The 22,716-nt window shown below is 63.4% G+C and carries 22 protein-coding genes; 15 read left to right on the forward strand and 7 right to left on the reverse strand.

The window, feature by feature from the left end:
* Positions 1 to 30: 30 nt before the first annotated feature.
* The 5 genes from lysS to HXS66_RS11405 all read left to right on the forward strand — a co-directional run bounded on the left by lysS (position 31) and on the right by HXS66_RS11405 (position 4,301).
* On the forward strand, positions 31 to 1,569 hold the full coding sequence (lysS, locus tag HXS66_RS11385) for a lysine--tRNA ligase (protein ID WP_077377722.1): 1,539 nt from the start codon (positions 31 to 33) through the stop codon (positions 1,567 to 1,569).
* A 353-nt stretch (positions 1,570 to 1,922) separates the two neighbouring features.
* Complete coding sequence (locus HXS66_RS11390; RefSeq protein ID WP_084207797.1) at positions 1,923 to 2,306, forward strand: hypothetical protein; 384 nt, start codon at positions 1,923 to 1,925, stop codon at positions 2,304 to 2,306.
* Positions 2,307 to 2,560: 254 nt separating this feature from the next.
* Positions 2,561 to 2,872 (forward strand): BolA family transcriptional regulator, encoded by a 312-nt coding sequence (locus HXS66_RS11395; RefSeq protein WP_077377728.1) that lies wholly within the window; start codon positions 2,561 to 2,563, stop codon positions 2,870 to 2,872.
* 2 nt (positions 2,873 to 2,874) lie between these two features.
* Positions 2,875 to 3,798, forward strand: a complete 924-nt coding sequence (locus HXS66_RS11400) for a hypothetical protein (protein WP_176503586.1) — start codon at positions 2,875 to 2,877, stop codon at positions 3,796 to 3,798.
* Entirely contained in the window at positions 3,795 to 4,301 is a 507-nt protein-coding gene (locus HXS66_RS11405; RefSeq protein ID WP_176503587.1) for a GNAT family N-acetyltransferase, read from the forward strand. The genes HXS66_RS11400 and HXS66_RS11405 overlap by 4 nt, the downstream gene beginning before the upstream one ends.
* Positions 4,302 to 4,425: 124 nt before the next feature.
* Here the strand turns inward: HXS66_RS11405 and zapB are convergent, their stop codons facing one another.
* Both zapB and rsmD read right to left on the reverse strand, forming a co-directional pair.
* The gene (zapB, locus tag HXS66_RS11410; protein WP_176503588.1) at positions 4,426 to 4,686 is read right to left on the reverse strand and encodes a cell division protein ZapB; all 261 of its coding nucleotides are present in this window, start codon (positions 4,684 to 4,686) and stop codon (positions 4,426 to 4,428) included.
* A gap of 180 nt (positions 4,687 to 4,866) precedes the next feature.
* On the reverse strand, positions 4,867 to 5,517 hold the full coding sequence (gene rsmD, locus HXS66_RS11415; protein WP_084207800.1) for a 16S rRNA (guanine(966)-N(2))-methyltransferase RsmD: 651 nt from the start codon (positions 5,515 to 5,517) through the stop codon (positions 4,867 to 4,869).
* 106 nt (positions 5,518 to 5,623) lie between these two features.
* Between rsmD and ftsY the strand changes: the two genes are divergently transcribed.
* The 5 genes from ftsY to HXS66_RS11440 all read left to right on the forward strand — a co-directional run bounded on the left by ftsY (position 5,624) and on the right by HXS66_RS11440 (position 12,944).
* Complete coding sequence (gene ftsY / locus HXS66_RS11420) at positions 5,624 to 7,243, forward strand: signal recognition particle-docking protein FtsY (protein ID WP_176503589.1); 1,620 nt, start codon at positions 5,624 to 5,626, stop codon at positions 7,241 to 7,243.
* Entirely contained in the window at positions 7,240 to 7,908 is a 669-nt protein-coding gene (gene ftsE / locus HXS66_RS11425; protein WP_077377747.1) for a cell division ATP-binding protein FtsE, read from the forward strand. The genes ftsY and ftsE overlap by 4 nt, the downstream gene beginning before the upstream one ends.
* Positions 7,905 to 8,975: a permease-like cell division protein FtsX gene (gene ftsX / locus HXS66_RS11430; RefSeq protein ID WP_077377751.1), complete on the forward strand. Its 1,071-nt coding sequence runs from the start codon at positions 7,905 to 7,907 to the stop codon at positions 8,973 to 8,975. Before ftsE ends, ftsX begins: the two co-directional genes overlap by 4 nt.
* A 257-nt stretch (positions 8,976 to 9,232) precedes the next feature.
* Complete coding sequence (gene rpoH, locus HXS66_RS11435) at positions 9,233 to 10,108, forward strand: RNA polymerase sigma factor RpoH (RefSeq protein ID WP_084207803.1); 876 nt, start codon at positions 9,233 to 9,235, stop codon at positions 10,106 to 10,108.
* Between the two features lie 178 nt (positions 10,109 to 10,286).
* The gene (locus tag HXS66_RS11440) at positions 10,287 to 12,944 is read left to right on the forward strand and encodes a bifunctional diguanylate cyclase/phosphodiesterase (RefSeq protein WP_139345486.1); all 2,658 of its coding nucleotides are present in this window, start codon (positions 10,287 to 10,289) and stop codon (positions 12,942 to 12,944) included.
* Between the two features lie 78 nt (positions 12,945 to 13,022).
* Here the strand turns inward: HXS66_RS11440 and slmA are convergent, their stop codons facing one another.
* The 5 genes from slmA to coaBC form a co-directional block, all read right to left on the reverse strand.
* Positions 13,023 to 13,640, reverse strand: a complete 618-nt coding sequence (slmA, locus tag HXS66_RS11445; protein WP_077377757.1) for a nucleoid occlusion factor SlmA — start codon at positions 13,638 to 13,640, stop codon at positions 13,023 to 13,025.
* 115 nt (positions 13,641 to 13,755) lie between these two features.
* Entirely contained in the window at positions 13,756 to 14,673 is a 918-nt protein-coding gene (argB, locus tag HXS66_RS11450) for an acetylglutamate kinase (RefSeq protein WP_084207805.1), read from the reverse strand.
* 231 nt (positions 14,674 to 14,904) lie between these two features.
* Positions 14,905 to 16,287 (reverse strand): phosphomannomutase/phosphoglucomutase, encoded by a 1,383-nt coding sequence (locus HXS66_RS11455; protein WP_084207806.1) that lies wholly within the window; start codon positions 16,285 to 16,287, stop codon positions 14,905 to 14,907.
* Between the two features lie 168 nt (positions 16,288 to 16,455).
* Positions 16,456 to 16,914, reverse strand: coding sequence for a dUTP diphosphatase (dut, locus tag HXS66_RS11460; RefSeq protein ID WP_136939620.1), 459 nt, complete (start codon positions 16,912 to 16,914; stop codon positions 16,456 to 16,458).
* A complete protein-coding gene (gene coaBC / locus HXS66_RS11465) occupies positions 16,915 to 18,246 on the reverse strand; it encodes a bifunctional phosphopantothenoylcysteine decarboxylase/phosphopantothenate--cysteine ligase CoaBC (protein WP_176494235.1) in 1,332 nt (443 codons plus the stop codon).
* A gap of 363 nt (positions 18,247 to 18,609) precedes the next feature.
* Between coaBC and radC the strand changes: the two genes are divergently transcribed.
* From radC to HXS66_RS11490, 5 genes are all read left to right on the forward strand, one after another.
* Positions 18,610 to 19,284 (forward strand): DNA repair protein RadC, encoded by a 675-nt coding sequence (gene radC, locus HXS66_RS11470; RefSeq protein WP_077377769.1) that lies wholly within the window; start codon positions 18,610 to 18,612, stop codon positions 19,282 to 19,284.
* A gap of 502 nt (positions 19,285 to 19,786) precedes the next feature.
* Positions 19,787 to 20,023 carry a 50S ribosomal protein L28 gene (gene rpmB, locus HXS66_RS11475; protein WP_043336270.1) on the forward strand — a complete coding sequence of 79 codons (237 nt, stop codon included), beginning with the start codon at positions 19,787 to 19,789 and terminating at the stop codon, positions 20,021 to 20,023.
* A 92-nt stretch (positions 20,024 to 20,115) separates the two neighbouring features.
* Positions 20,116 to 20,271, forward strand: a complete 156-nt coding sequence (gene rpmG / locus HXS66_RS11480) for a 50S ribosomal protein L33 (protein WP_016417370.1) — start codon at positions 20,116 to 20,118, stop codon at positions 20,269 to 20,271.
* Between the two features lie 155 nt (positions 20,272 to 20,426).
* Positions 20,427 to 21,242: a bifunctional DNA-formamidopyrimidine glycosylase/DNA-(apurinic or apyrimidinic site) lyase gene (gene mutM, locus HXS66_RS11485; RefSeq protein WP_176503590.1), complete on the forward strand. Its 816-nt coding sequence runs from the start codon at positions 20,427 to 20,429 to the stop codon at positions 21,240 to 21,242.
* 150 nt (positions 21,243 to 21,392) lie between these two features.
* Positions 21,393 to 22,592 (forward strand): class I SAM-dependent rRNA methyltransferase, encoded by a 1,200-nt coding sequence (locus tag HXS66_RS11490; RefSeq protein ID WP_205700541.1) that lies wholly within the window; start codon positions 21,393 to 21,395, stop codon positions 22,590 to 22,592.
* Positions 22,593 to 22,716 lie beyond the last annotated feature (124 nt).

Raw genomic sequence — 22,716 nt, forward strand, 5'->3', positions numbered from 1 at the left:
ATGACCCTTTGATACGAGACAGGCCCCTCCATGTCGACAGAGCAGACCCCCGCCATTGATGAGCAGCAGGCCGCCGAACAGGCTCAGGAAGAGAATCGCCTGATCGCCGAACGTCGCGCCAAGCTGAGTGCCCGCCGTGAGCAGGCCGCCGCCGAAGGCAAGAGCGCCTTCCCGAATGACTTCCGTCGTGACAGTCTCGCCGCTGACCTGCAGGCGGAGCTGGGCGAGAAGGACAAGGCCGAGCTGGAGACGCTGGACCGCAAGGCCGCCGTCGCCGGGCGCATCATGCGCAAGCGTGGCCCCTTCATCGTGTTGCAGGAAGTCTCCGGCCAGATTCAGCTCTATGTCGACAAGAAGGGCCTGCCGGAAGCGCTGCTCGAGGACATCAAGGGCTGGGACATCGGCGACATCGTCGGTGCCAGTGGCCCAGTGCACAAGTCCGGCAAGGGCGATCTGTACGTCATGATCGAAAGCGCCCAGCTGATGACCAAGAACCTGCGTCCGCTGCCGGACAAGTTCCATGGTCTGTCCGACCAGGAAATGCGCTATCGCCAGCGCTATGTCGATCTGATCATGAACGAGCAGTCACGCCGCACCTTCGCGCTGCGTGCCGGCATCGTCGCCTCCATCCGTCGTTTCCTCAGTGACCGCGGCTTCATGGAAGTCGAGACCCCGATGCTGCAGCAGATCCCGGGTGGCGCGACCGCGCGTCCGTTCATCACGCACCACAATGCGCTGGACATGGAAATGTACCTGCGCATCGCCCCGGAGCTGTACCTGAAGCGTCTGGTGGTGGGTGGCTTCGAGCGCGTGTTCGAGATCAACCGCAACTTCCGCAACGAAGGGCTGTCGACGCGTCACAATCCCGAGTTCACCATGCTCGAGTTCTACTGGGCCTATGCGGACTACCGTGACCTGATCGCGCTGACCGAAGACATGATCCGCACCGCAGCCCAGGAAGTGCTCGGCACTACGCAGATCACCTGTCAGGGCAGCGAGTACGACCTGAGCCAGCCGTTCATCCAGATGACCATGCGCGAGTCGATCATCAAGTATGGCGATGGCATCACCGCAGCCGACCTGGCCGATTACGACGCCGCACGCGCCACGGCGGAGCGTCTCGGTATCCAGGTCAAGCCGATCTGGGGGCTGGGCAAGCTCGAGACCGAGATCTTCGAAGCCGTCGCCGAGCACCGTCTCGACCAGCCGACCTTCATCACCGAGTACCCGGCCGAAGTCAGCCCGCTGGCGCGTCGCAACGATGCCAACCCGCACGTGACCGATCGCTTCGAGTTCTTCGTCGGTGGCCGCGAGATCGCCAATGGCTTCTCGGAGCTCAACGACGCCGAAGATCAGGCCGAGCGCTTCCAGGCTCAGGTGGCCGAGAAGGATGCCGGGGATGACGAAGCCATGTTCTACGACGCCGACTACGTGCGCGCGCTGGAATACGGCATGCCGCCGACGGCGGGTGAAGGCATCGGCATCGACCGTCTGGTGATGCTGCTGACCGACAGCGCCTCCATCCGCGATGTGCTGCTGTTCCCGGCGATGCGTCCGCAGCAGGGCTGATCGCGCTGCTCGCCTCCCGTGGTGAGTCATCGTGACGAACCACGCTGATGGCACTTGCGACGCCTCCGATCCTCAATCGGGGGCGTCGTGGTCTCTGCAGGGCGACATTGGCTGATGACGAGCGGTGGCCGAGGGGCAATCGTCACGGATGAGGCGAGGCGGTGCTTGGCTTTGTTGCCTGCGAGCGGCCATAATGGTCGGCGTCCTGTCAGTCAGCCGTTTCATGGTGCTGAAGCTGATGACAGTATCGTCGAGGTCTACCGTGCGAGAGCGTGTGCCGGCTGTGTCGAGCCACCCACGATGGCGGTGTCCTGCCTTGGGAATTGTCCCCTGAATGTCCTGGAGAGTGCAGAATGAAGCTGCTTAACCGTTCCGCCCTGAGCGTCAAGCCGACCCAGGCGTTTGTCGACTGGATCAACTCGCTGGAATCCGAAGGTGAGGGAGGTGAGGATCTGGCGCTGGAGGATGTCAATCAGGAGAGTACCGTCTACCTGATTCCCGAGATGGACACTCGCGAAGCGCTGGATGGCTTCGTGTCCGAGCGCTGGCTGGACGTGCTGGAAAGCGAGCTGCGCGCCTGGGAGGAAGACACCCGCCATTGGCCGGAGCCGATGGACAAGGCGCTGTTCGAGCGCTTCCTGACCGTCGAGCACAGCTACCTGGCCGTTGACCTGGATGACGAGGCGCCGCTGGAAGTCTGCGAAGTGGACGACGAGCTGCTGGCGGATCTCGATTGAGTCCGTCGTGCGCCGTCTGTTGACGTGACGGCGCTGTCAGTCAGCGCGACAGGCGTTACAATGGCCTCGGGCAATGTGCTCGGGGCCATTTGCGTTCTGTGGCGGCTTTCCCCGTGGCGGCTTTCCCCTTGGTGTCTGTCACCCGGTATCTGCCACGCGGTACCTGTCACGTGGAGCGCCCTTTTCCCGACATGTCGTTTCATTTCACCTGCCGTCCATCCGCTCGGCGGCTGCCCCATTCAAGGAGATCGCGCATGAGCGTCCAGGCCCGGATAGAAAGCAAGCTAGCGACGCTCGACCCGCTGATGGTCGAGGTCGTCAACGAGAGCCACATGCATAGCGTGCCGGCCAATTCCGAGACGCACTTCAAGGTCACGCTGGTCAGCGAGCGCTTTGACGGCCTGATGCCGGTCAAGCGTCACCAGCTGTTGTACGCCCTGCTGGATGAAGAGCTCGCCGGCCCCGTCCACGCGCTGGCGTTGCATCTGTATACCCCGCAGCAATGGACGGCGCGCGGCGGTGAGATTCCCGAATCCCCCAACTGCCTGGGCGGTGGCAAGCACTGACCATGACCTCTGAACCGCAACGCCTGCAATACCTGGACGCCATGGGCCTGACCGCCTGGGTCGGTCGCTATCAGCTGCCCAATGCGCTGCCCACCGAGGCCTGTGAATGGCCAGAGCCGGTGGTGGCTGAGCCGGTGGCACCTCAGGCACGTCTGCATGCGCTGATTGAAGAGGCGCCGCAACCGACGGTGAGCTCGCCGCAGGCGGAGCCGGCTCCTGCGCGAGCACCGGGACCGTCGCCCGCCGCCAGTGCGCGCGCCCTCCTGGGCATGGCGCCGGCCGAGGCCTCCGTGGCCACGGCCGTGCAGACCCGCGAGGCGACGGGGGACGAGTCAAGCAGCACGGCCTCCTGGGGAACGCCACCTGCTCAGGCGACGACGGAGACAGTGGTCGAGGCGCAGGCCACGCCTCCGGCCGACCAGCCGCCGCTGCGATTCAGCGTACAGCTGGCAGCACTCGACGGACGCTGGTTGGTCATGTTGCCCGGTGATGAGGCGCCGCATCTGGAAGGCGAGGCGTTGCTGAAGGCATTGTGGCGGGCGGCAGGCATCACGCCGACGACAGACCTGACGTTCAGTCACTTCCGCTGGCCATTGCTCGCGAACCTCAAGGCCAGTGCACCGCTGGATGAGGCACGGGAGGGATTGCGGGCCTTCCTGAATGGCCCCGCACGCCGTGATTGGCAGCCCGAGCGGGTCCTGATCTTCGGCAATCGCGAAGACTGCGCGACCCTGCGTGAGGTGCTGGGCATCACCTCCTCCTCGGGAGACGCCGAAACCTCAAGTCTGCTGGACATTCCCGTCTGGCAGGGGCCCGAGCTTGCCACGCTGGCGCGCTCCAGTGATGCCAAGCGCCAGCTGTGGCCGCTGCTGATTCGCTGGGGAAAGGCGTGGTCCCGCGGGATGACGGAAGGCACGTCGTCATGAGCGGGGCTGACGGCGAGACGGGCGCGGTGCGCAAGCTGGTGCTGGACGATGCGACGCTGGCGGCATTGCAGGCCATCGAGAGCACCCAGGCGCATGGGCTCTCCAGATGCCAGCTGGCGGATGTGCTCAGCGATGCCTCACGCTGCATTCTTGGCTGGCATGCGCCAGCCACGTCTGAGCGGTTGGCGGGATTCGTGGTACTGGCGCGCGGCCCTTTCGAGGCCGAGATCGAGGCGATCACCGTGCATGCTGACCTGCGCGGTCAGGGTATCGGGCGGGCCCTGTTGCAGGCGGCGATCGAGCGCGCCAGACAATGGCATCATGCCACGGGGCTGGAGCGCCTGTTGCTGGAGGTGCGCGCAGGCAATGACGCGGCGCGTGCGCTCTATGCGCATGCCGGATTCCATGTGGATGGCGTGCGGCGAGGCTACTACCCTGCCTTGCCTCCTGCGCCCTCGGGAACTCGCGAAGATGCGCTGCTGATGTCGCTGTCACTGGAGTGAGGTGCCGGCAGGACGTCTCTTCAAAGGCTGGCCTTTTGGGGCACATCGCAAGCGACTGCTGACAGAGACGACAACGCCGCCGACAGGAGACTGTCGGCGGCGTTGTCGTGCAAGGCCAGAGTGATCAGGCGCTCTGGGTCTCGCTCTCGTTCTCGTTGAAGCGGGCGATCAGGCCTTCCAGACGGCTAGCCCACTGGTCGCGCTCTTCCTGCAGGCGCGCATTGGTCTGACGCAGCTGCTCCAGTTCCTCGCCCTGGCCTTGCTTGGCGTCGCTCAGACGCTGGTTTTCTTCCTTCAGCTCATCGACTTCCATCTTCAGCATCTCGATGGAGTCGATCGCCTGGCCGACTTTCTGCTCAAGCTGGGTAAAGAGTTCAGTGCTCATGCTATCTCCTTGTCGGGCCCCAAGGGCTCGAGGGTGTTCGTTGAGGGCGGTAAAAGTATGCGGTGAATGCTGGTGCGATGAAGATCGGCCACCCCGGCAGTCCCTGCCGGAACGGCGCAGCGATACCCGCCTGCAGGCAGACTACGATGCTGCCTTTATCGACACAAGCGCGAAAGGTGCTCAGGCCGGTTGCTGGCGTCGATAGAGGCGTCCGTGACTGTCGCCGGCGCGACTCTCGCGATGCAGCTGCCAGTTGGCGGGGACCTGAGGCGTCAGCTCCGCCTCGACTTCCAGATAGATCATGGCGCCATCCTTCAACCAGCCCCGCGACTCGAGCAGCTCGCAGCTCTCGGCGGCGAGTCCGAGCCGGAAGGGCGGGTCGAGCAGGACCAGATCCACGCCCTCCTCGGGCGGGGTGCCGCTCTGTAGCCAGTGGATCACGTCGGCGGTGATGACCGTCGCCGGCAGCTGGCCTTCATTGCTCAGGGTCGTGATGTTGTCGGCCAGCGCCCGAGCGACACGGCTCTCGCGTTCCACGAAGGTGACCTGGGCTGCCTCCCGTGACAGCGCCTCGAGTCCCAGTGCGCCGCTGCCGGCGAACAGATCCAGTACTCTTGCGCCACCGACATGAAAGCCGAGCCAGTTGTAGAGTGTCTCGCGAACGCGGTCTGGCGTCGGCCGCAGGCCGGGCGCCTCGATCACGGTCAGCAGGCGGCGCTTGAAACGTCCGCCGATGATTCGCAGACGCCCCGCTGGCCCTGCCTTGCCAGAGCGCGAGGGGGCTGAGGATTTGCCCCGTGCGGGGCCTTTGTGAGGTGCGCGTTTTTTCATGCCGCGAGTCTAGCATGTGCGACGCCGGATGCCGCGTGGTGCGTACCTTAAGGCCTGAAGGGATGGTAGGATGACGCCACTTTCACGAGTTCAGGACTGTCTCGCCATGTTCGGTTTTTTCAAGCGCAAGAAACACAAGGCTCAGGAGCAGCAAGCCTCCGAGCAGCAGGCCCTCGAGCAACAGGCTCTTGAACAGACACAAGATGCCACGGCCCACGAGCAGGACTCCGGCAAGCAGGACACTGCCGAGCAGGCAGCCCGGCTAGAGGCCGAAAAAGCGGAAGCCGAGCGCCTGGCCGCCGAGGAAGCTGCCCGTGTCGAGGCTGAGAAGGCGGCAGCTGAGAAAGCCGAAGCCGAGCGTCTCGCCGCCGAGGAAGCCGCCCGTGTCGAGGCTGAAAAGGCGGCAGCTGAGAAAGCCGAAGCCGAGCGTCTCGCCGCCGAGGAAGCCGCCCGCGTCGAGGCTGAGAAGGCGGCAGCTGAGAAGGCCGAAGCCGAGCGCCTCGCCGCCGAGGAAGCCGCCCGAGTTGAAGCTGAGAAGGCTGAAGCTGAGCGCCTCACCGCCCGCGAAGAAGAAGAGCGCCTGGCTGCCGCGCAGCTGGCCGCCATCGAGGCCGAAGAACAGGCCGCGCTGGAGCAGGCTCGCCTGGAAGAAGAGGCCCGTGCTGCCGAAGTCGCCGTGGTGGAGGCTGATGCCACGGTGGACGATGAGGATGCCCGCGATACGGCGCGCGATGGACGTGAGAAGCCGCGTCGTGGCTTCTTCGCGCGCATCAAGGCAGGTCTAGGCAAGACGCGCGCCAACCTGACCGAGGGTGTCGCCAGTCTGTTCCTCGGCAAGAAGCAGATCGACGATGAGCTGATGGAAGACCTCGAGACCCAGCTGCTGATGGCAGATGTGGGCATCGAGGCCACCACCGAGATCATCGACAACCTGACCGCGCGTATCTCGCGCAAGGAATTGAAGGAGCCGCAGGCGCTCTACGAAGCGCTGCAGGAAGAGCTGCGCGTGATGCTGGCGCCGGTCGCGAAGGATCTCGAGCTGCCGGCCAAGGGCGATGGCCCCTTCGTGATCCTGATGATCGGGGTCAACGGGGTCGGCAAGACCACCACCATCGGCAAGCTGGCCAAGCGCTACCAGAGCCAGGGCCGCAGCGTGATGCTGGCGGCGGGCGATACCTTCCGTGCCGCAGCGGTGGAACAGCTCAAGGTCTGGGGCGAGCGCAACAAGGTGCCGGTCATCGCGCAGCACACCGGTGCTGACAGCGCCTCGGTCATCTATGACGCCCTGGAAGCCGCCAAGGCGCGTAACGTCGATATCCTGATCGCCGATACCGCGGGCCGTCTGCACAACAAGAGCCACCTGATGGAAGAGCTCAAGAAGGTGCAGCGCGTGATGGCCAAGCTGGACGTCGCCGCGCCCCATGAAGTGATGCTGGTGCTGGATGCCGGTACCGGTCAGAACGCGCTGTCACAGGCCTCCACCTTCCATGAAGCGGTCAACATCACCGGCCTGACACTGACCAAGCTGGATGGTACCGCCAAGGGTGGCATCATCTTCGCGCTGGCCAAGCAGCTCAATCTGCCGATTCGCTACATCGGCGTCGGGGAGGGAGTGGATGATCTGCGGCCCTTCGCGGCGGACGATTTCGTCAACGCCCTGTTCGCGCGTGCCGGAGAGGAAGAGGATGCACGTCCGGCGGATGGCGCGGAGACACGCGAGGCATGATTGCCTTCGAGCATGTGGGCAAGCGCTATGGAGGGCGCTTCGATGCACTCGCCGGGCTCGATTTTCGCATCGAGCGTGGCGAGATGGCGTTCCTGACCGGGCATTCCGGGGCAGGGAAGAGCTCATTGCTCAAGCTGATCATGCTCCTCGAGCGTCCCTCGCGTGGCCGTATCCTGGTGGCCGGGCACGATATCGGACGCCTGCATGCCTCGCAGGTGCCTTACTACCGCCGCCAGATCGGTGTGGTCTTTCAGGACCATCAGCTGCTGAGCGATCGCAACATCTTCCACAACGTGGCGCTGCCCCTGATGATCCAGGGGGTCACGCCGCGCGAGCAGGCGCGTCGCGTGCGTGCCGCTCTCGACAAGGTGGGCCTGCTGCATCGCGAGAAGGCGCTGCCCATCGAACTCTCCGGGGGGGAGCAGCAGCGCGTGGGCATCGCGCGTGCGGTGGTCAACAAGCCAGCCTTGCTGCTGGCGGATGAGCCGACCGGCAACCTGGACCCGAAACTCTCGACCGATATCATGCGTCTGTTCGAGGACTTCAATCGCATCGGTACCACGGTGATGATCGCCAGTCATGATCTGGCGCTGATCGCGCGTCTGCACCATCGCACGCTGGAGCTTTCCGACGGTCGCCTGATTGCCGACAAGGAGGCCCGATGAGCCCTCCCCGCACTCACCACGAGTCCTCGTCCGACAAGCGCCAAGCGGGAAGAGGTCGTGCCGCCAAGGCCGCCTCGGACGCTGTCGAATCCACGGAGTCTGTCGAGCGTCAGGCGCGCAAGGGCGCGCGCTCCAGCCGGATTTCCGTCGAGAGTCGCTATCGCAGCTGGCTGCGTCATCATGGCGCCATGGCGCGTGACAGCGCACGCCGTCTGCTGGTCACTCCGGTCGCCAGCCTGCTGACCATGCTGGCGATCGCCATCGCGCTGACACTGCCTGCCGCGCTGTGGCTGGCGCTGGACAGCGCGCGCCTGCTGGACAATGAGCTCAATGACAGCGCTCAGCTCACCCTCTATCTCGAGACGTCGGTCGACGAGAGCCAGGCACTGACGCTGTCGGACTCGCTGCGCGGCGCCCCGGGCGTCGGAGGCGTACGTCTGATCACTGCCGCCGAGGGCATGCAGGAATTCGCCCAGGCACTCGATCTCAAGCGCTCACTGAGCCTGCTGGACGACAACCCCTTGCCGGCCAGCATCGTCATCACGCCGCTGGATACCTCGCCGGAATCCGTCCGCGATCTCGCCGCACGCCTCGAGGGCGAGCCGGGCGTCGAGAGTGCACGGCTGGATCTGGCGTGGCTGGAGCGTCTGCGTCAATTGAGTGAGCTGGGTCAGAAAGTGACGCTGGGACTTGCGCTACTCTTCGGACTGGGGGTGCTGCTGGTGGTAGGCAATACCATCCGGCTGTCGGTGGAGAGCCGCCGGCAGGAGATCGAGGTCGTGACCCTGATCGGTGCGACCCACGCCTTCGTGCGGCGTCCCTTCCTTTATAGCGGTGCCTGGTATGGCCTGGGCGGCGGGTTGCTGGCGTGTGGCATTCTGGCGCTTGGCGGTAACTGGTTGGCGGCACCCGTGACGGCTCTTGTACAAAGTTATGGCGGCAACTATGTGTTGCCCGCACTGGGCATCACAGGGGGTACCACGCTGCTGTTTTCGAGTACAATACTGGGTTGGTTGGGGGCCTGGATCGCGGTCGGACGTCATCTGGCGAGTATTTCTCCGCGCTGATGCCGATCTTTTTTCGCGGTTTTCCGCCAGTGTTCCCCTCCAGAAAGGTAATCAGTTACGCTCCGGAAACAATTGCGCCGGGCGTCAGTGAAGGGGCTGGTGGGTGGTTAAACGTACCGCACACCCGCTGGTGTTACGAAGCGCTACTCGTCATGACAATTGTACACGTCATGTACAGCTATTGACGGGAACCTGTCGCAACCTTCACAGTCTCACTACTTGCATGCGTGTTAGGCAACCATGGAGACATCTGCATTATGAGCACCAGTCTTCAGCCACTTGGCCACCTGTCACCGGGTCAAGATCTAAACGGCTATATCCAGTCGGTGAACCGTATCGCTGTGCTTACTGCTGAAGAGGAGCATGAGCTTGCCCTGCGGTTGCATGAAGAGAATCATCTGGAGTCGGCCCGTCGACTCGTCATGTCGCACCTGCGTTTCGTGGTACATATCGCGCGCAGCTACAGCGGCTATGGCTTGCAGCAGGCGGACCTGATCCAGGAAGGCAATGTCGGCCTGATGAAAGCGGTCAAGCGCTTTGATCCCCATCAGGGCGTTCGCCTCGTGTCCTTTGCCGTGCATTGGATCAAGGCCGAGATTCACGAGTTCGTGCTGCGCAACTGGCGCATCGTGAAAGTCGCGACCACCAAGGCCCAGCGCAAGCTGTTCTTCAATCTTCGCGGTGCCAAGAAGCGTCTGGCATGGCTGAACAATGAAGAAGTGGACGCCATCGCAGGCGACCTGGACGTCAAGCCATCGGTGGTACGCGAGATGGAAAGTCGTCTCTCGGCACACGATGCCGGCTTCGATGCGGGTCCCAGTGATGACGAGAGCTCCGCTTACCAGGCGCCGGTCAATTATCTCGAGGACCACAGTCTCGATCCGGCGGCTCAGGTCGAGCAGCAGGATCTGGAAGATGACTCCCACGGGCGTCTGCTCAAGGCACTGGCAGCACTGGATGAGCGTTCGCGCGATATCCTCCAGCAGCGCTGGTTGAGCGACAACAAGGCGACGTTGCACGAGCTGGCAGACATCTACAGTGTCTCGGCAGAACGTATCCGTCAGCTGGAAAAGAACGCCATGAAGAAGCTGCGTGAATCGATGGGTGACATGAGCGAAGGGTTCGCTGCCTGACACTCCCTCGCTGACTTCCCGCAGTAGATGAAGCCCCGCCGGTGTTCCGGCGGGGCTTCTGTCGTTGAGGGACAGTGAAACGACCGGCTATGGCAGTAGACAGTTGTATCGTGCAACAGAATGTTTCATTCTGTTGCACTACGCTAAGCGGTCATTTCCCTTCCTCATTGGTGGCTATGTGGACCCGATTACCTCGCGTCAACCAGGCACACATTCACTGTGGCGCATCCTTGGCATCAATGTCGCTTTGCTGGTGGTGTTGGGCGGGCTGTTTCTGGCGGGACAATGGTTTGATGTCCGCGAACAGGAGATGCAACGCCTCGAAGCGCTCGATACGCAACTGCACATCTCGACTGAACAGCTCGTGGCGGATGTCGCCCGCGAGATGATGGTGCTCGAGCGTGTGTTGCACGAGGAGACACCAAGGCAGTGGAGAGGCTCGCTCGAGAGTGCGCTGGGGCGTCATCCGGCGCTGGTCTCCCTGATGATGGTGCCGTTCGCCGATTATCGTGGCAGCAGTCTCAATCAGATCGGTGTCGGGCGCAGCTGCAAGTGGCAGCTCTCGCAGGCCGAGGCGCAATCCCTGCCCGGCAGAAGCAATCTGTTGTTCGGTTCGGCACTGCCTCTCGGGTCCGGACAGCCCGGCTTGCCTTTCTATCGCCATATGCAGCTCGAGGACAAGGCGTGGCTGCTGATCGGGTGCCTGGATTTCTCGGAGTCCAGAAGTCTGCTGGCCAATCCGGGGGCGGATGACGGGCAGCGCCTGCGCCTGTTCTCGACCAACGGACTGCTGCTGTTTTCCAGCCCCCAGGAGCACGCGCTGGGGGTGACGGGAAAGTTGCCGTTGCCGACGCTGGCCAACATGGGCAAGTACATCTCCGAGCGTGGCGTGCGGCGCTATCACGTGGACGGCTTTGATGGCCGTCCGCGCATGGCGGCGGGCAGTTTTATCGCACCACTCAAGCTGTTCAGTGTCGTCAGTCAGCCCGTCTCGAGCCTGTGGTGGGTCTGGTGGCAGCGTATCTGGTTCGGTCTGCTGCTGGGGGGCATCTTCCTGGTGGTGCTTGGCGTGATGATCGCGCGTGCCGAGCGGCAACGCAGTGAGCGCCACGATGAGCTGGAGGGCGAGCTTGAATCGATGGCGGCGCGCTCGCGTACTCTGGTGACCTTGATGGATAACCTGCCCGGTGTGGTGTATCGCATCGAGGTCAACACCGGCACGCTGACCTTCATCAGCAGTGGTGCCGCGGAATTGTTCGGCCGTTCAGCCGAGTCTCTGGTCGGGGCCGGCATCACCCTCAACGAGCTGATCCATCCCGAGGATCGCCCGTCCGTCGCGTCGGCGCGTCACTGGGCGATGTGCGCTCAGATGCGTCATGAACAGGTGTTCAGAATCGTCGCGGATCACGAGCGCTGGGTGCTGGACCGCAGCGTGATGATCGAGGGAGAGGAGGGTGTACGTTACTGGGAAGGCCTGCTGCTGGATATCAGCGCCCACAAGGAGTCGGAGCGTCAGCTCGACTACCTGGCGCGCCACGATGCCTTGACGGGGCTCTACAACCGCAAGGCCTTCATGGCGGCGGCGGATGAGCGGGTCGCGATCGGAGGCGTGATGATCTATGCCGACATCGATCGCTTCTCGACGGTGAATGATGGCCTGGGGCATGAGGCGGGGGATCAGCTGCTGGTCTCGATCGGTGAGCGCCTGCGGCGCATCCTGCCGCCCGGTGGCCTGGTCGCGCGTCTCGGGGCGGATGAGTTCGGCCTCTACTTCCCTCAGGTCGGCGAGCAAGCCGAGCAGATCGTGGCCGATGTCCAGCAGAAGCTGGAGCGCCCCTTCACGATTCTTGGGCGTCCCTTGATCATCAGCCTGACGGCCGGCTACTCCCTGGCCGAGGCAGATGGTGACGCCCAGGCGTTGATGCTCAATGCGGACGTGGCGCTCTATCATGCCAAGTCGCGTGGCGATCATGCCCTGCGCTGGGAGTCCTCGCTGGACAAGCATGTCGCCTCGCGCATGACGCTGGAGCAGGACCTGCGTCAGGCCATCGAGCGCCAGCAGCTCTTCCTGCACTACCAGCCGCAGCTGAACGCGGCGGGAGAGCTGCTGGGGGTCGAGGCGCTGCTGCGCTGGCAGCATCCTGAGCTGGGCATGATTTCTCCGGCCCAGTTCATTCCGCTCGCGGAAGAGACGGGGCTCATCTTCCGGCTGGGGCGTTTCGTGCTGGAAGAGGCCTGCGCCCAGATGGTGCGCTGGCAGGAAAGCGGCCTTTACATGCCGCGCATGGCCGTCAACCTCTCGGCGCGCCAGCTGACCTCGGGCTATGAGCATGAAGTGATCAGCGTGCTCGAGAGTCAGAATCTCGCGCCGACGCGCTTAGAGGTCGAGGTCACGGAGACCCTGTTGATCCAGGACATGGAGGGTGGGCTCAGCGTGCTGAGAGCACTGCGGGAGCTCGGTGTGCGTGTGGCGCTGGATGACTTCGGGCAGGGATACTCGTCACTGTCCTATCTGTCTTCCCTGCCGCTGGATGTGCTCAAGGTCGACCGCAGCTTCGTGATGAAGATGGACGCCCTGGCGGAAGATGCGTCCGAGCAAGGGCGCGGCGGTCAGGTGGCCAGCGAGCAGGGAGCCAATGAGCAGGCCATCCAGCTGGTAGGTGCCATCATCAGTCTGGGGCATTCGATGGGGCATGAGATCGTGGCGGAAGGTGTCGAGACACAGGCGCAGTTCGAGGGGCTCAAGCGATTGCGCTGCGACAGTTATCAGGGCTACCTGCTGGCACGCCCGATGACGGCGACGGCCATCGTCGAGCGCTATGGGCCTGGCAACTGAGTCTGCACGTGAAGGTGGCATGAAAAAGCCCCCGTCTCTTCGAGGCGGGGGCTTTTCTTTTGCTCAAGCGGAGGGCCGTCAGACGGCAATCCGCTCCTGGCTGCTCAGCAGCAGGTCGCGACTCAACAGTCTCCACTGTTCTTCCCAGTGCTCGGTGGGTCGCTTGCGATAGTCGCTGCGGACATACTGTCCGATGCGGCCTTCGGCACTGGCCAGCAGGAGATTGGCTGCGGCTGTCACGGTAATGGCAGGCCGCAGGCCTTCACGAGGCTCGGCCTCGCGCAGCACCTGCTTGAGCTGGGTCTCGAGACGTTCGAACAGCTGCGCCATGCGCACGCGCAGACGAGCCGTCTCCCCGGTCAGGGCATCGCCGTTGAGCAGGCGGCACAGTCCGGGATTCTTCTCGGCAAAGCCAAGCAGCAGGCTCAGGATATGGTGCACCCTGGCATGAGCCGTATCGTTGTCCTGCAGAATCAGCGCGATGCGCTCGAACAGGGTGCTCTCGATGAACTCGATCAGCCCTTCGAACATGCGCGCCTTGCTGGGGAAGTGACGATAGAGTGCAGCCTCGGAGACGCCGACCTGACGTGCCAATGCCGCGGTGGTGATACGTTTGCCGCTGTCCTCTTCCAGCATCAAGGCAAGTGCCTGGAGGATCTGTTCGCGACGTGATTGTTTTGGATTCGCCTGCGTCATGGAATCTTGTCATTTCTCGCGGCCTGCAGCGATGTGCTGCGGGCGGGTCCGTGTCCTGAGGCGTGTCGCTGGCCTCGCGCGAATCACCGGAAGTCTGGCCCCGGCTTTATGCTCTTCATGCCTTGGAGGTGTCCGGATCAGCATTGCTGATCAAGGTGCCGACACCGGCATTGGTGAAGATTTCCAGCAGGGTGGCATGCGGTACGCGACCATCGATGATGTGTGCACTGCGCACGCCCTGCTTGACGGCATCCAGCGCGCAGCTGATCTTGGGCAGCATGCCGCCATAGATGGTGCCGTCCTCGATGAGTCCATCCACCGCTTCGGTGGTCAGCCCCGTCATGACTTCGCCCTCGGCGTTCAGAAGGCCGGCGACGTTGGTCAGCAGCATCAGCTTCTCCGCCCCCAGCGCTTCTGCGACCTTGCCGGCGACCAGGTCGGCATTGATATTGTAGCTGCGTCCCTCATCGTCGACGCCGATCGGCGCGATCACCGGAATGAAGTCATTGCGGGTCAGCAGCTCGATCAGATCCGTCGAGACATGCTCGACTTCACCGACGTGACCGATATCGATGATTTCCGAGGCATTCATGCCCGGCATGTGGCGGGTGACCTTGAGCTGGCGCGCGCGAATCTGGCCGCTGTCCTTGCCGGTGACGCCGATGGCCTTGCCGCCGCACTGGTTGATCAGATTGACGATGCCCTTGTTGACCAGGCCGCCCAGTACCATCTCGACCACATCCATGGTCTCTGAGTCGGTCACGCGCATGCCGTCGACGAAGCGTGATTCGATGTTCAGCTTCTTGAGCAGGGCGCCGATCTGAGGGCCGCCACCGTGCACGACCACCGGGTTGATGCCGACTTCCTTCATCAGCACCATGTCGCGGGCAAAGGAGTCGATCAAGGTATCTTCGGTCATGGCGTTGCCGCCGTATTTGACCACCACGGTCTTGCCCGAGAACTGCTGGATATAGGGCAGGGCTTCGGACAGGACCTCGACCACCTGGTGCGGGTCGCGGTTGGCGTGGCTCATCAACGTATCACTCCACAGAAATTGGGTCCGAAAGGAGAGTTCGGACACTGTCACTCGAGACTATCACTTGCGTTACGCCTGCGCGCACCACGTCATGGAAAGAGGTGATGGCAACCGGCGCTGCCATGGGAAAGAGTCACCCGGGCCGGGGAGTCAGCGGACCGGCACGGCGATCATCCTGCTGCCGCGCCGGTCGTTGATCGCCTGTCCGGGCCGATCAGAACGCCTCGATCAGAATGGGGCGGTGATGCTTGGCTCGGCCTGCTTCAGTGCGGCACGGAAGCTGTCCTTGATGCGCTCCAGCGCCGCCTCTGACTTGCCTTCGAAGCGCAGTACCAGCACCGGTGTGGTGTTGGAGGCGCGGCACAGGCCCCAGCCGTCGGCGTAGTCGACGCGAATGCCATCCAGCGTGGTCTTCACGCCGTCGTCACCGAAGTCACCTTCGCTGGCCAGTCGCTCGACGATAGCGAACTTGGTCTCATCGGTCACTTCCACGTTGATTTCGGGGGTGCCCAGATCCTGCGGATAGCGTGCGAAGAAGGTGTCGGCATCGACATCCTGCTTGGCGAGGATTTCCAGCAGACGCGCCGCGCCGTAGAGGCCATCGTCGAAGCCGAACCAACGCTCCTTGAAGAAGATGTGGCCGCTCATCTCGCCGGCCAGGGCCGCGCCGGTTTCCTTCATGCGCGCCTTGATCAGGGAGTGGCCGGTGCGCCACATTTCCGGTGTGCCTCCCGCCTTCTCGATCACGGTGGCCAGGTTGCCGGTGCACTTGACGTCGAAGATGATGCGCGCGCCCGGTACACGTTCAATGAGGTCTTCCGACAGTGCCATCATCAGACGGTCGGGATACAGGATCTCGCCCTTGGGCGTGACGACGCCGAGGCGATCGCCGTCGCCATCGAAGGCCAGACCGATGTCCGCGCCGGTTTCCTGCATGGTTCTGATCAGGTCCTGCAGGTTTTCCGGTTTGCCCGGGTCCGGGTGATGGTTCGGGAAGTTGCCATCGATCTCCTCGAACAGCGGGATGGTCTCGACGCCGAGGCGACGGATCAGCTCCGGGCCCAGCTCACCAGCCACGCCATTGCCGCAATCGACCACTGCCTTGAGCGGACGCTTGACGACCACGTCGCCGGTAATCTGATCCAGGTAGCGTTCGCGCACGTCTTCTTCACGCAGGCTACCTTCGCCTTGCGCCAGATCGCCTTCCTGCAGGCGGCGATAAAGGTCGGTGATGGTGTCGCCGGACAGGGTCTCACCCGCCAGCACGATCTTCAGACCGTTGTAGTTGGCCGGGTTGTGGCTGCCGGTCAGCATTACGCCGGAGCGGGTGCCTTCCAGGATATTGGTGGCGTAGTAGAGCACCGGGGTCGGCACCATGCCGATGTCGATGACATCACGGCCGGCATCGCGCAGGCCGGCAATCAGCGCCTTGGACAGGCGCGGGCCGGAGAGGCGACCATCGCGGGCGACCACGACGGTGGACTCACCGCGTGCCGCGGCTTCGCTACCGATGGATTGGCCGATGGCGCGCACGCCGTCTTCGGTGAGGGTCTCATCCACGATGCCACGGATGTCGTAGGCGCGAAAAATTGAAGCGGGTACCTGACTCATGGTGCATCCCTGTCGGTTGAATCAATCGTGAGAAGTCATGGTCGGCATGCCGTGCGAACACTATCGCGGCATGCCGACGGGTGCGGCTAGCAAGCGGTTCCGTCTGTCACGGAGCGCTGTCGGGTTTCGGTGGCGAGTCGTCTGCAATGCGCTGTCAGTGACGACCCGTCAATGACGACCAGAATGGCCAAAGCCGCCTTCACCGCGCTGGCTGGTCTCGAATTCCGTGACCTCGACCAGTTCGGCTTGTACTACCGGGACTAGCACGTACTGTGCCAGTCGCTCACCGGGTTCCAGCACGAACTCGCTGTCGCCGCGGTTCCAGACCGAGATCATCAGTTCGCCCTGGTAGTCGGAATCGATCAGACCGACCAGATTGCCCAGCACGATGCCGTGTTTATGCCCCAGGCCGGAGCGCGGCAGGATCATGCCGGCCAGCGCGGGGTCGGCGATATGGATCGCCAGGCCGGTACGCACCAGCTCACAGGCGCCCGGGGCCAGTGTCAGCGGGGCATCCAGCAGTGCGCGCAGGTCCATGCCGGCACTGCCGGGAGTCGCATGGTGGGGTAGCGGGTAATCGCGAACGCGCTCGTCGAGGATCTTGAGTTCGAGCCGGGGGCGGGTCATCTAAGGTGTTTCCTGGTCATCGATGGCGGAGGTCGCCATGTTCAAATTGGCGGCACCATGGAGGGCGCCGTCTTGATGCAGTGCCAGTGCGCGCTCGAGAATCGCACGCGCCAGCGCAATCTTGGGACAGGCTGCGATGGCCTGTTCATGCAGTCTGTCATTTGCCTGGCCGGGGTGTCGCCACACCAGGGTGGCGGCATTGCTGTCACTGCCGAACCCCAGTCCCGGGGTGCTGACGTCATTGGCCACGATCATGTCGAGACGCTTGCGTGTCAGCTTGTCGCGGGCATAGCGAAGGACATCGCGAGTCTCGGCGGCGAAGCCGACCACCAGCGGAGCGGGCTGTCCGTTGGCGCGCCGCGCCTGACTCTGCTCGGCAATGCCGGCAATGATATCGGGATTGCGGATCAGATGGACCTGCATCTGTTCTTCGCCGACCTGCTTCTTGAGCTTGTGCTCGGCGACAGCGGCAGGTCGGAAGTCGGCGACGGCGGCGCAGCCGATGAAGACCTGGCTATCCTGCAGCGCCGCTTCGGCAGCGCCTTGCATCTGCAAGGCTGACTCGACATCGATGCGCTCGACGCCAGGCGGTGTGGGCAGGGCGACAGGCCCACTGATCAGGCGAACTCTTGCGCCCAGTGCCGCGGCTTCGCTGGCCAGGGCATACCCCATCTTTCCGGAGCTGTGATTGCTCAGATAGCGCACCGGATCCAGCGCTTCCCGGGTCGGACCGGCGGTGATGGTGATGGTCAGGCCCGCCGCCGGCAATGGTGCCGGCTCGCCCTCATCGAGCAGCTCGCTCAGACCGGCGACGATCTCCTCTGGCTCGAGCATGCGCCCGGCTCCCACGTCGCCGCACGCCTGTTCGCCGCTGGCCGGGCCGAGCAGCGTCCAGCCATCGGCACTGAGCTGCCGGGCGTTGCGCTGGGTGGCAGGGTGCGCCCACATCGCCTGATTCATCGCCGGGGCCACGACCCAGCGTGCGTTGTTGGCCAGGCACAGGGTAGTGATCAGATCATCGGCACGGCCATGGGCCAGGCGGGCCATGAGGTCGGCAGTGGCGGGGGCGATGAGAATGACCTCCGCCCAACGCGCCAGCTCGATATGTCCCATGCCGGCCTCTGCCTCAGGATCGAGCAGCGAGGTATGCACGGGATTGCCCGACAGCGCCTGCAGGGTCAACGGCGTGATGAAGGCCTGGGCACCTTCGGTCATGGCGACGCGTACCTCGCACCCGGCCTTTTTCAGCAGACGAGTGATGAGCGCCGCCTTGTACGCTGCGATACCGCCGCTGATGCCCAGCAGAATGCGCCGTCCGGCGAGTGAGTGCATGGTGTCCTGCATCCCTGATCCGTCAATGTCAAAGCTCTCGCGTTCGCCTCTACCATATCACCGTGATGCAACCTTGCGTAGCGTCGCTGGCCGGGCACGCCGTCTGTCGCGGGTGCGGACACTGACCTGTCGCGGTACGACGAGCCGCGAGCCAGGAAGGCTCAGCCAGCCAGAAAGCGCGCCAGGCATGCAAGCGTTGAGAGTGACGCTGGCGGCAGTGACGGGCGAAGACCACGCTTCTCAGTCCAAATGCTGATGTCGCGTCATGCTCCTTGGCGTGTCGGTGGGCCTGCCCTGAGGCAGGCATGGCCACTCTCGTGGCGCGCCGGATGTCAGCATCACTGTCACGAGAGGAGAGTGTGCATGGGCATCAGGGAGTGGCCAATCGGGGAGCGGCCCCGTGAGAAGCTTCTGTCATCGGGGGCTGCTGCGCTGTCAGATGCCGAGTTGCTGGCAATCTTCCTGCGAGTGGGAATCAAGGGGCGTTCGGCGGTGGACCTGGCGCGCGATCTGTTGACCACCTTCGGCGGGCTGCGCCCACTGCTGGAAGCCAGTCAGCAGGATTTCTGTGCCGCGCGAGGCCTGGGAGATGCCAAGTATGTACAGTTGCAGGCGTCGCTGGAGCTGTCCCGTCGACACCTGGAAAGCCTGTTGATGCGCGGCGCGGCATTGACCTCACCGCTGCTGGTACGGCGCTATCTCTCCTCTCATCTGCGTGATCTGCCACATGAGGTCTTCGCCGCACTCTTCCTGGATAGTCAGCATCGCGTCATTCGCTTCGAGACACTCTTCACCGGCACGCTGGATGCTGCTGCCGTCTATCCGCGTGAAGTGGTCAAGCGGGCGCTGGCGCTCAACGCGGGTGCCTTGATACTCGCCCACAACCATCCCTCCGGAGTGGCGGAGCCCAGTGATGCCGATCGTCGTATCACCCAGCGCCTGGAAGAGGCGTTGGGACTTTTCGATATCCGGGTGCTGGATCACTTCGTGGTGGGGGACGGCGAGGTGATCTCCTTCGCCGAGCGTGGCTGGTTGTGAGCCAGGCATCGCCTCGGTCTTGTGCGACCTCTTTCGACAAGGCGCTGAGACGAGAGCAGGGGGGAAGAGAAGGAAGAAGAAGGAGCGGATGGGAAGGAGGCGCCCTGCGGATGTCCGGTCTGGTCAATTGTCGGGCCTGCCGGGTGACAGGGATTGCAAAACAGGGCGTCGATTGTGGTAATGTTGCGCCTCCCGTACCACCCACCACAGAATTCGCGACCACTCTGGCCGACATTGGCTGAGTGAAGCGTCTGGCTAAGCAAGCGTCTGTACCGATGTGACAGCTCGGGCGAAGCGTGTTGGCGAAAAAAATCCGTCTTGGGCGTGCTTTCGCGTTCCTCTTCGGGTAAAATGCTGCGCCTGCACGTTCCAGTACCCTGAAGCTTGTCTTCCGGAATGGACGTAACACACTTTGAAATCAGGGCATGAGGCGGCGCCTGCCACTTCCGGTTTGCCCGACAGGTTTTGAACAACTTAGCCAACGCAGCGGTTGGAGGCTCCAATGTCCAAAGTATGTCAGGTTACCGGCAAGCGCCCGGTGACTGGTAACAACGTTTCTCACTCCCAGCGCAAGACTCGTCGCCGGTTCCTGCCGAACCTGCACACCCACCGTTTCTGGGTTGAATCCCAGCAGCGCTTCGTCAAGCTGCGCGTCTCTACCAAGGGCATGCGCATCATCGACAAGAAGGGTATCGACGAAGTCCTCAAGGACCTCACTGCACGTGGCGAGCGCTTCTAAACACTAGAAGACAGCCCCTGTAGCAATGGCAACCGAGCCGAGGGCAGCGCTCTCAATCGTTCGGTGAATGCGACTGTGGAAGGAAACTGAAAATGCGTGACAAGATCAAGTTGGTGTCAAGTGCCGGTACTGGCCACTTCTACACCACCGACAAGAACAAGCGTAACACTCCGGACAAGCTTGAATTCAAGAAGTACGATCCGGTCGTTCGCAAGCACGTGATGTACAAGGAAGCCAAGATCAAGTGATCTTGTCTCCCGCCAGCGTGCTGTCGGAACCCTCGAAAACCCGGTCCTGACCGGGTTTTCGAGTATCTGGATGTCGGAGTTCCGGCATCCTGCAACAGGGTGGCGGCTTCTGTCGTCACCCTGTTGTGCGTCTGGCGGTCAGTCGAGGAGGAAGCATGCCCGAATTACCGGAAGTCGAGACGACTCGCCGTGGTATCGCACCATTGGTCGAGGGCCAGGAGGTCACCGAGGTGATCGTGCGTCAGCCACGGCTGCGCACGCCAGTACCGAGTGAGCTGGCGGAGTGGCTGGTGGGGCAGCGTTTCGGTGAGCTCTCGCGCCGTGCCAAGTACCTGCTGTTGCCGATCGCCGATGGCCACCTGCTCTGGCATCTGGGCATGTCCGGCAGTCTGAGGCTGGTACCCATCGGCACGCCGCCCCGCACGCATGACCATGTCGATGTGGTGCTGGGCAATGGCCAGGTGTTGCGCTATCACGACCCGCGTCGCTTCGGTTTCGTCGACTTCGTGCGCGGTGACCCGCACGCTGACACACGTCTGGCGAGGCTCGGGCCGGAGCCCTTGTCGGACGCCTTCACCGGTGAGCTTCTCTTCGCGCGCTCGCGCAAGCGACGCGTGGCGATCAAGCCTTTCCTGATGGACAACGCCAATGTGGTCGGCGTGGGCAACATCTACGCCAGTGAGGCGCTCTTCATGGCCGGCATCGACCCGCGTCGTCCGGCGGGGGAGACCTCCCTGGAGGAATATGAGCGCCTCGCCGAGGCCTCACGCAGCGTGCTGTCGGCCGCCATCGAGCAAGGCGGTACCACCTTGCGTGATTTCGTCGGTGGTGATGGCAAGCCCGGCTACTTCGCCCAGCGCCTCAACGTCTATGGGCGAGGGGGCGAGCCCTGCCGCGAGTGTGGCCATGAGATCATGAGCCTGGTGCTCGGGCAGCGTGCCAGCTGCTTCTGCCCTCATTGCCAGAGCTAGTGCCGTCCGTGCCGGCACGGGTCAGACATGTCTCACTGACCCTTGATGATCACTTGACCGGAGGCTCCGTGACCGGGGCCGCCATGACGACTAGAATGGCCCCATTCGGGCGCGCCCTGTCGTCGTCCTGTCCCTTTCCCTGTCTTATGGATGATTCCCGTGACTGAACGTCTGCGCCTGAAGAAGAATGCTGATCGCCGCCTCAAGGCTGGCCATCTGTGGCTGTACTCCAATGAAGTCGATACCGTCGCGACGCCGCTCAAGAATTTCGAGCCGGGTGCCCAGGCGATCATCGAGGCCAGCAACGGCCGCGCGATGGGCGTTGCCTACGTCAACCCGAACTCGCTGATCTGCGCTCGTATCGTCTCGCGCAACCCGGAACAGCGTCTGGACCGCTCGCTGCTGGTGCATCGCTTCAACCAGGCGCTGTCACTGCGCGAGAGCCTCTATGACAAGCCGTTCTACCGTCTGGTCCACGGCGAGGGCGACCTGCTGCCGGGTCTGATCGTCGATCGCTTCGGCGACGTGCTGGTCTGCCAGCTCAACACCTTCGGCATGGAGCGACTGGCGGAAGTGATCGTCGATGCGCTCTTGAAGGTCGTCAAGCCGACCGCCATCGTGTTCAAGAACGATTCCAGCGGTCGCCGTCAGGAACAGCTCGAGCGCAACGTCGAAGTCGTCTATGGCGAGCTGCCGGAAAGCGTGCTGCTGGAAGAGAATGGGGTCCAGTTCAGCGCGCCGGTACTGGATGGCCAGAAGACCGGCTGGTTCTATGATCACCGCGACAACCGTGCCTGGCTGAATCGTCAGGTGGCAGGCAAGCGCGTGCTGGACCTGTTCAGCTACGTCGGTGGCTGGGGTGTGCAGGCGGCGGCGCATGGCGCCAGCGAAGTGCTGTGTGTCGACGCCTCCGGTGCGGCACTTGAGCGAGTCTCGGGCAACGCCGTGCTCAACGGTGTCGAGGATCGCGTCTCCATCGCGGAGTCGGATGTCTTCGAGGCACTGACGGCCCTGCGCGCGGAAGGCGAGCAGTTCGACGTCATCATCGCGGATCCGCCCGCCTTCATCCGCAAGCGCAAGGACATCACCAACGGTGAGCGCGCCTATGCACGCCTCAACCGTGAAGCCATGCGTCTGCTGGGCCGCGACGGTCTGCTGATGTCCGGCTCCTGCTCCATGCATCTCGCGCCGGAGCGCCTGATGGATGTGGTGCGCGGCGCCGTGCGTCACCAGGACCGCCACGGTCAGGTCATCTTCCAGGGCCATCAGGCCAGCGACCACCCGGTGCACCCGTCCATCCCCGAGACCTCCTACCTCAAGGCGCTCGGTGTGCGGGTCTATCGCGACTGAGATCGAGTCTCGGGTCGCGACCAGGAGCGCGATCGGGATCGCGAGCGATGAACGTGTCCTTTGGCACGAACGACAACGCCGCCCTTCGGGGCGGCGTTGTCGTTGATGGCTTCCGTAGCGCCCG

The organism is Cobetia sp. 5-11-6-3, from assembly GCF_013374055.1.
In the GTDB taxonomy this organism is placed as follows: Bacteria; Pseudomonadota; Gammaproteobacteria; order Pseudomonadales; family Halomonadaceae; genus Cobetia; species Cobetia marina.

Bases quoted from the DNA above. Each gene is read 5' to 3' on its own strand.
- HXS66_RS11455 (WP_084207806.1), bottom strand. From the start codon at position 16,287: ATGAGTCAGGTACCCGCTTCAATTTTTCGCGCCTACGACATCCGTGGC.
- ftsX (WP_077377751.1), top strand. From the start codon at position 7,905: ATGAGCCCTCCCCGCACTCACCACGAGTCCTCGTCCGACAAGCGCCAA.
- ftsE (WP_077377747.1), top strand. From the start codon at position 7,240: ATGATTGCCTTCGAGCATGTGGGCAAGCGCTATGGAGGGCGCTTCGAT.
- rpmG (WP_016417370.1), top strand. From the start codon at position 20,116: ATGCGTGACAAGATCAAGTTGGTGTCAAGTGCCGGTACTGGCCACTTC.
- dut (WP_136939620.1), bottom strand. From the start codon at position 16,914: ATGACCCGCCCCCGGCTCGAACTCAAGATCCTCGACGAGCGCGTTCGC.
- HXS66_RS11390 (WP_084207797.1), top strand. From the start codon at position 1,923: ATGAAGCTGCTTAACCGTTCCGCCCTGAGCGTCAAGCCGACCCAGGCG.
- ftsY (WP_176503589.1), top strand. From the start codon at position 5,624: ATGTTCGGTTTTTTCAAGCGCAAGAAACACAAGGCTCAGGAGCAGCAA.
- zapB (WP_176503588.1), bottom strand. From the start codon at position 4,686: ATGAGCACTGAACTCTTTACCCAGCTTGAGCAGAAAGTCGGCCAGGCG.
- rpmB (WP_043336270.1), top strand. From the start codon at position 19,787: ATGTCCAAAGTATGTCAGGTTACCGGCAAGCGCCCGGTGACTGGTAAC.
- HXS66_RS11405 (WP_176503587.1), top strand. From the start codon at position 3,795: ATGAGCGGGGCTGACGGCGAGACGGGCGCGGTGCGCAAGCTGGTGCTG.
- HXS66_RS11400 (WP_176503586.1), top strand. From the start codon at position 2,875: ATGACCTCTGAACCGCAACGCCTGCAATACCTGGACGCCATGGGCCTG.
- rsmD (WP_084207800.1), bottom strand. From the start codon at position 5,517: ATGAAAAAACGCGCACCTCACAAAGGCCCCGCACGGGGCAAATCCTCA.
- coaBC (WP_176494235.1), bottom strand. From the start codon at position 18,246: ATGCACTCACTCGCCGGACGGCGCATTCTGCTGGGCATCAGCGGCGGT.
- HXS66_RS11395 (WP_077377728.1), top strand. From the start codon at position 2,561: ATGAGCGTCCAGGCCCGGATAGAAAGCAAGCTAGCGACGCTCGACCCG.
- mutM (WP_176503590.1), top strand. From the start codon at position 20,427: ATGCCCGAATTACCGGAAGTCGAGACGACTCGCCGTGGTATCGCACCA.
- HXS66_RS11490 (WP_205700541.1), top strand. From the start codon at position 21,393: ATGATTCCCGTGACTGAACGTCTGCGCCTGAAGAAGAATGCTGATCGC.
- lysS (WP_077377722.1), top strand. From the start codon at position 31: ATGTCGACAGAGCAGACCCCCGCCATTGATGAGCAGCAGGCCGCCGAA.
- argB (WP_084207805.1), bottom strand. From the start codon at position 14,673: ATGAGCCACGCCAACCGCGACCCGCACCAGGTGGTCGAGGTCCTGTCC.
- slmA (WP_077377757.1), bottom strand. From the start codon at position 13,640: ATGACGCAGGCGAATCCAAAACAATCACGTCGCGAACAGATCCTCCAG.
- radC (WP_077377769.1), top strand. From the start codon at position 18,610: ATGGGCATCAGGGAGTGGCCAATCGGGGAGCGGCCCCGTGAGAAGCTT.
- rpoH (WP_084207803.1), top strand. From the start codon at position 9,233: ATGAGCACCAGTCTTCAGCCACTTGGCCACCTGTCACCGGGTCAAGAT.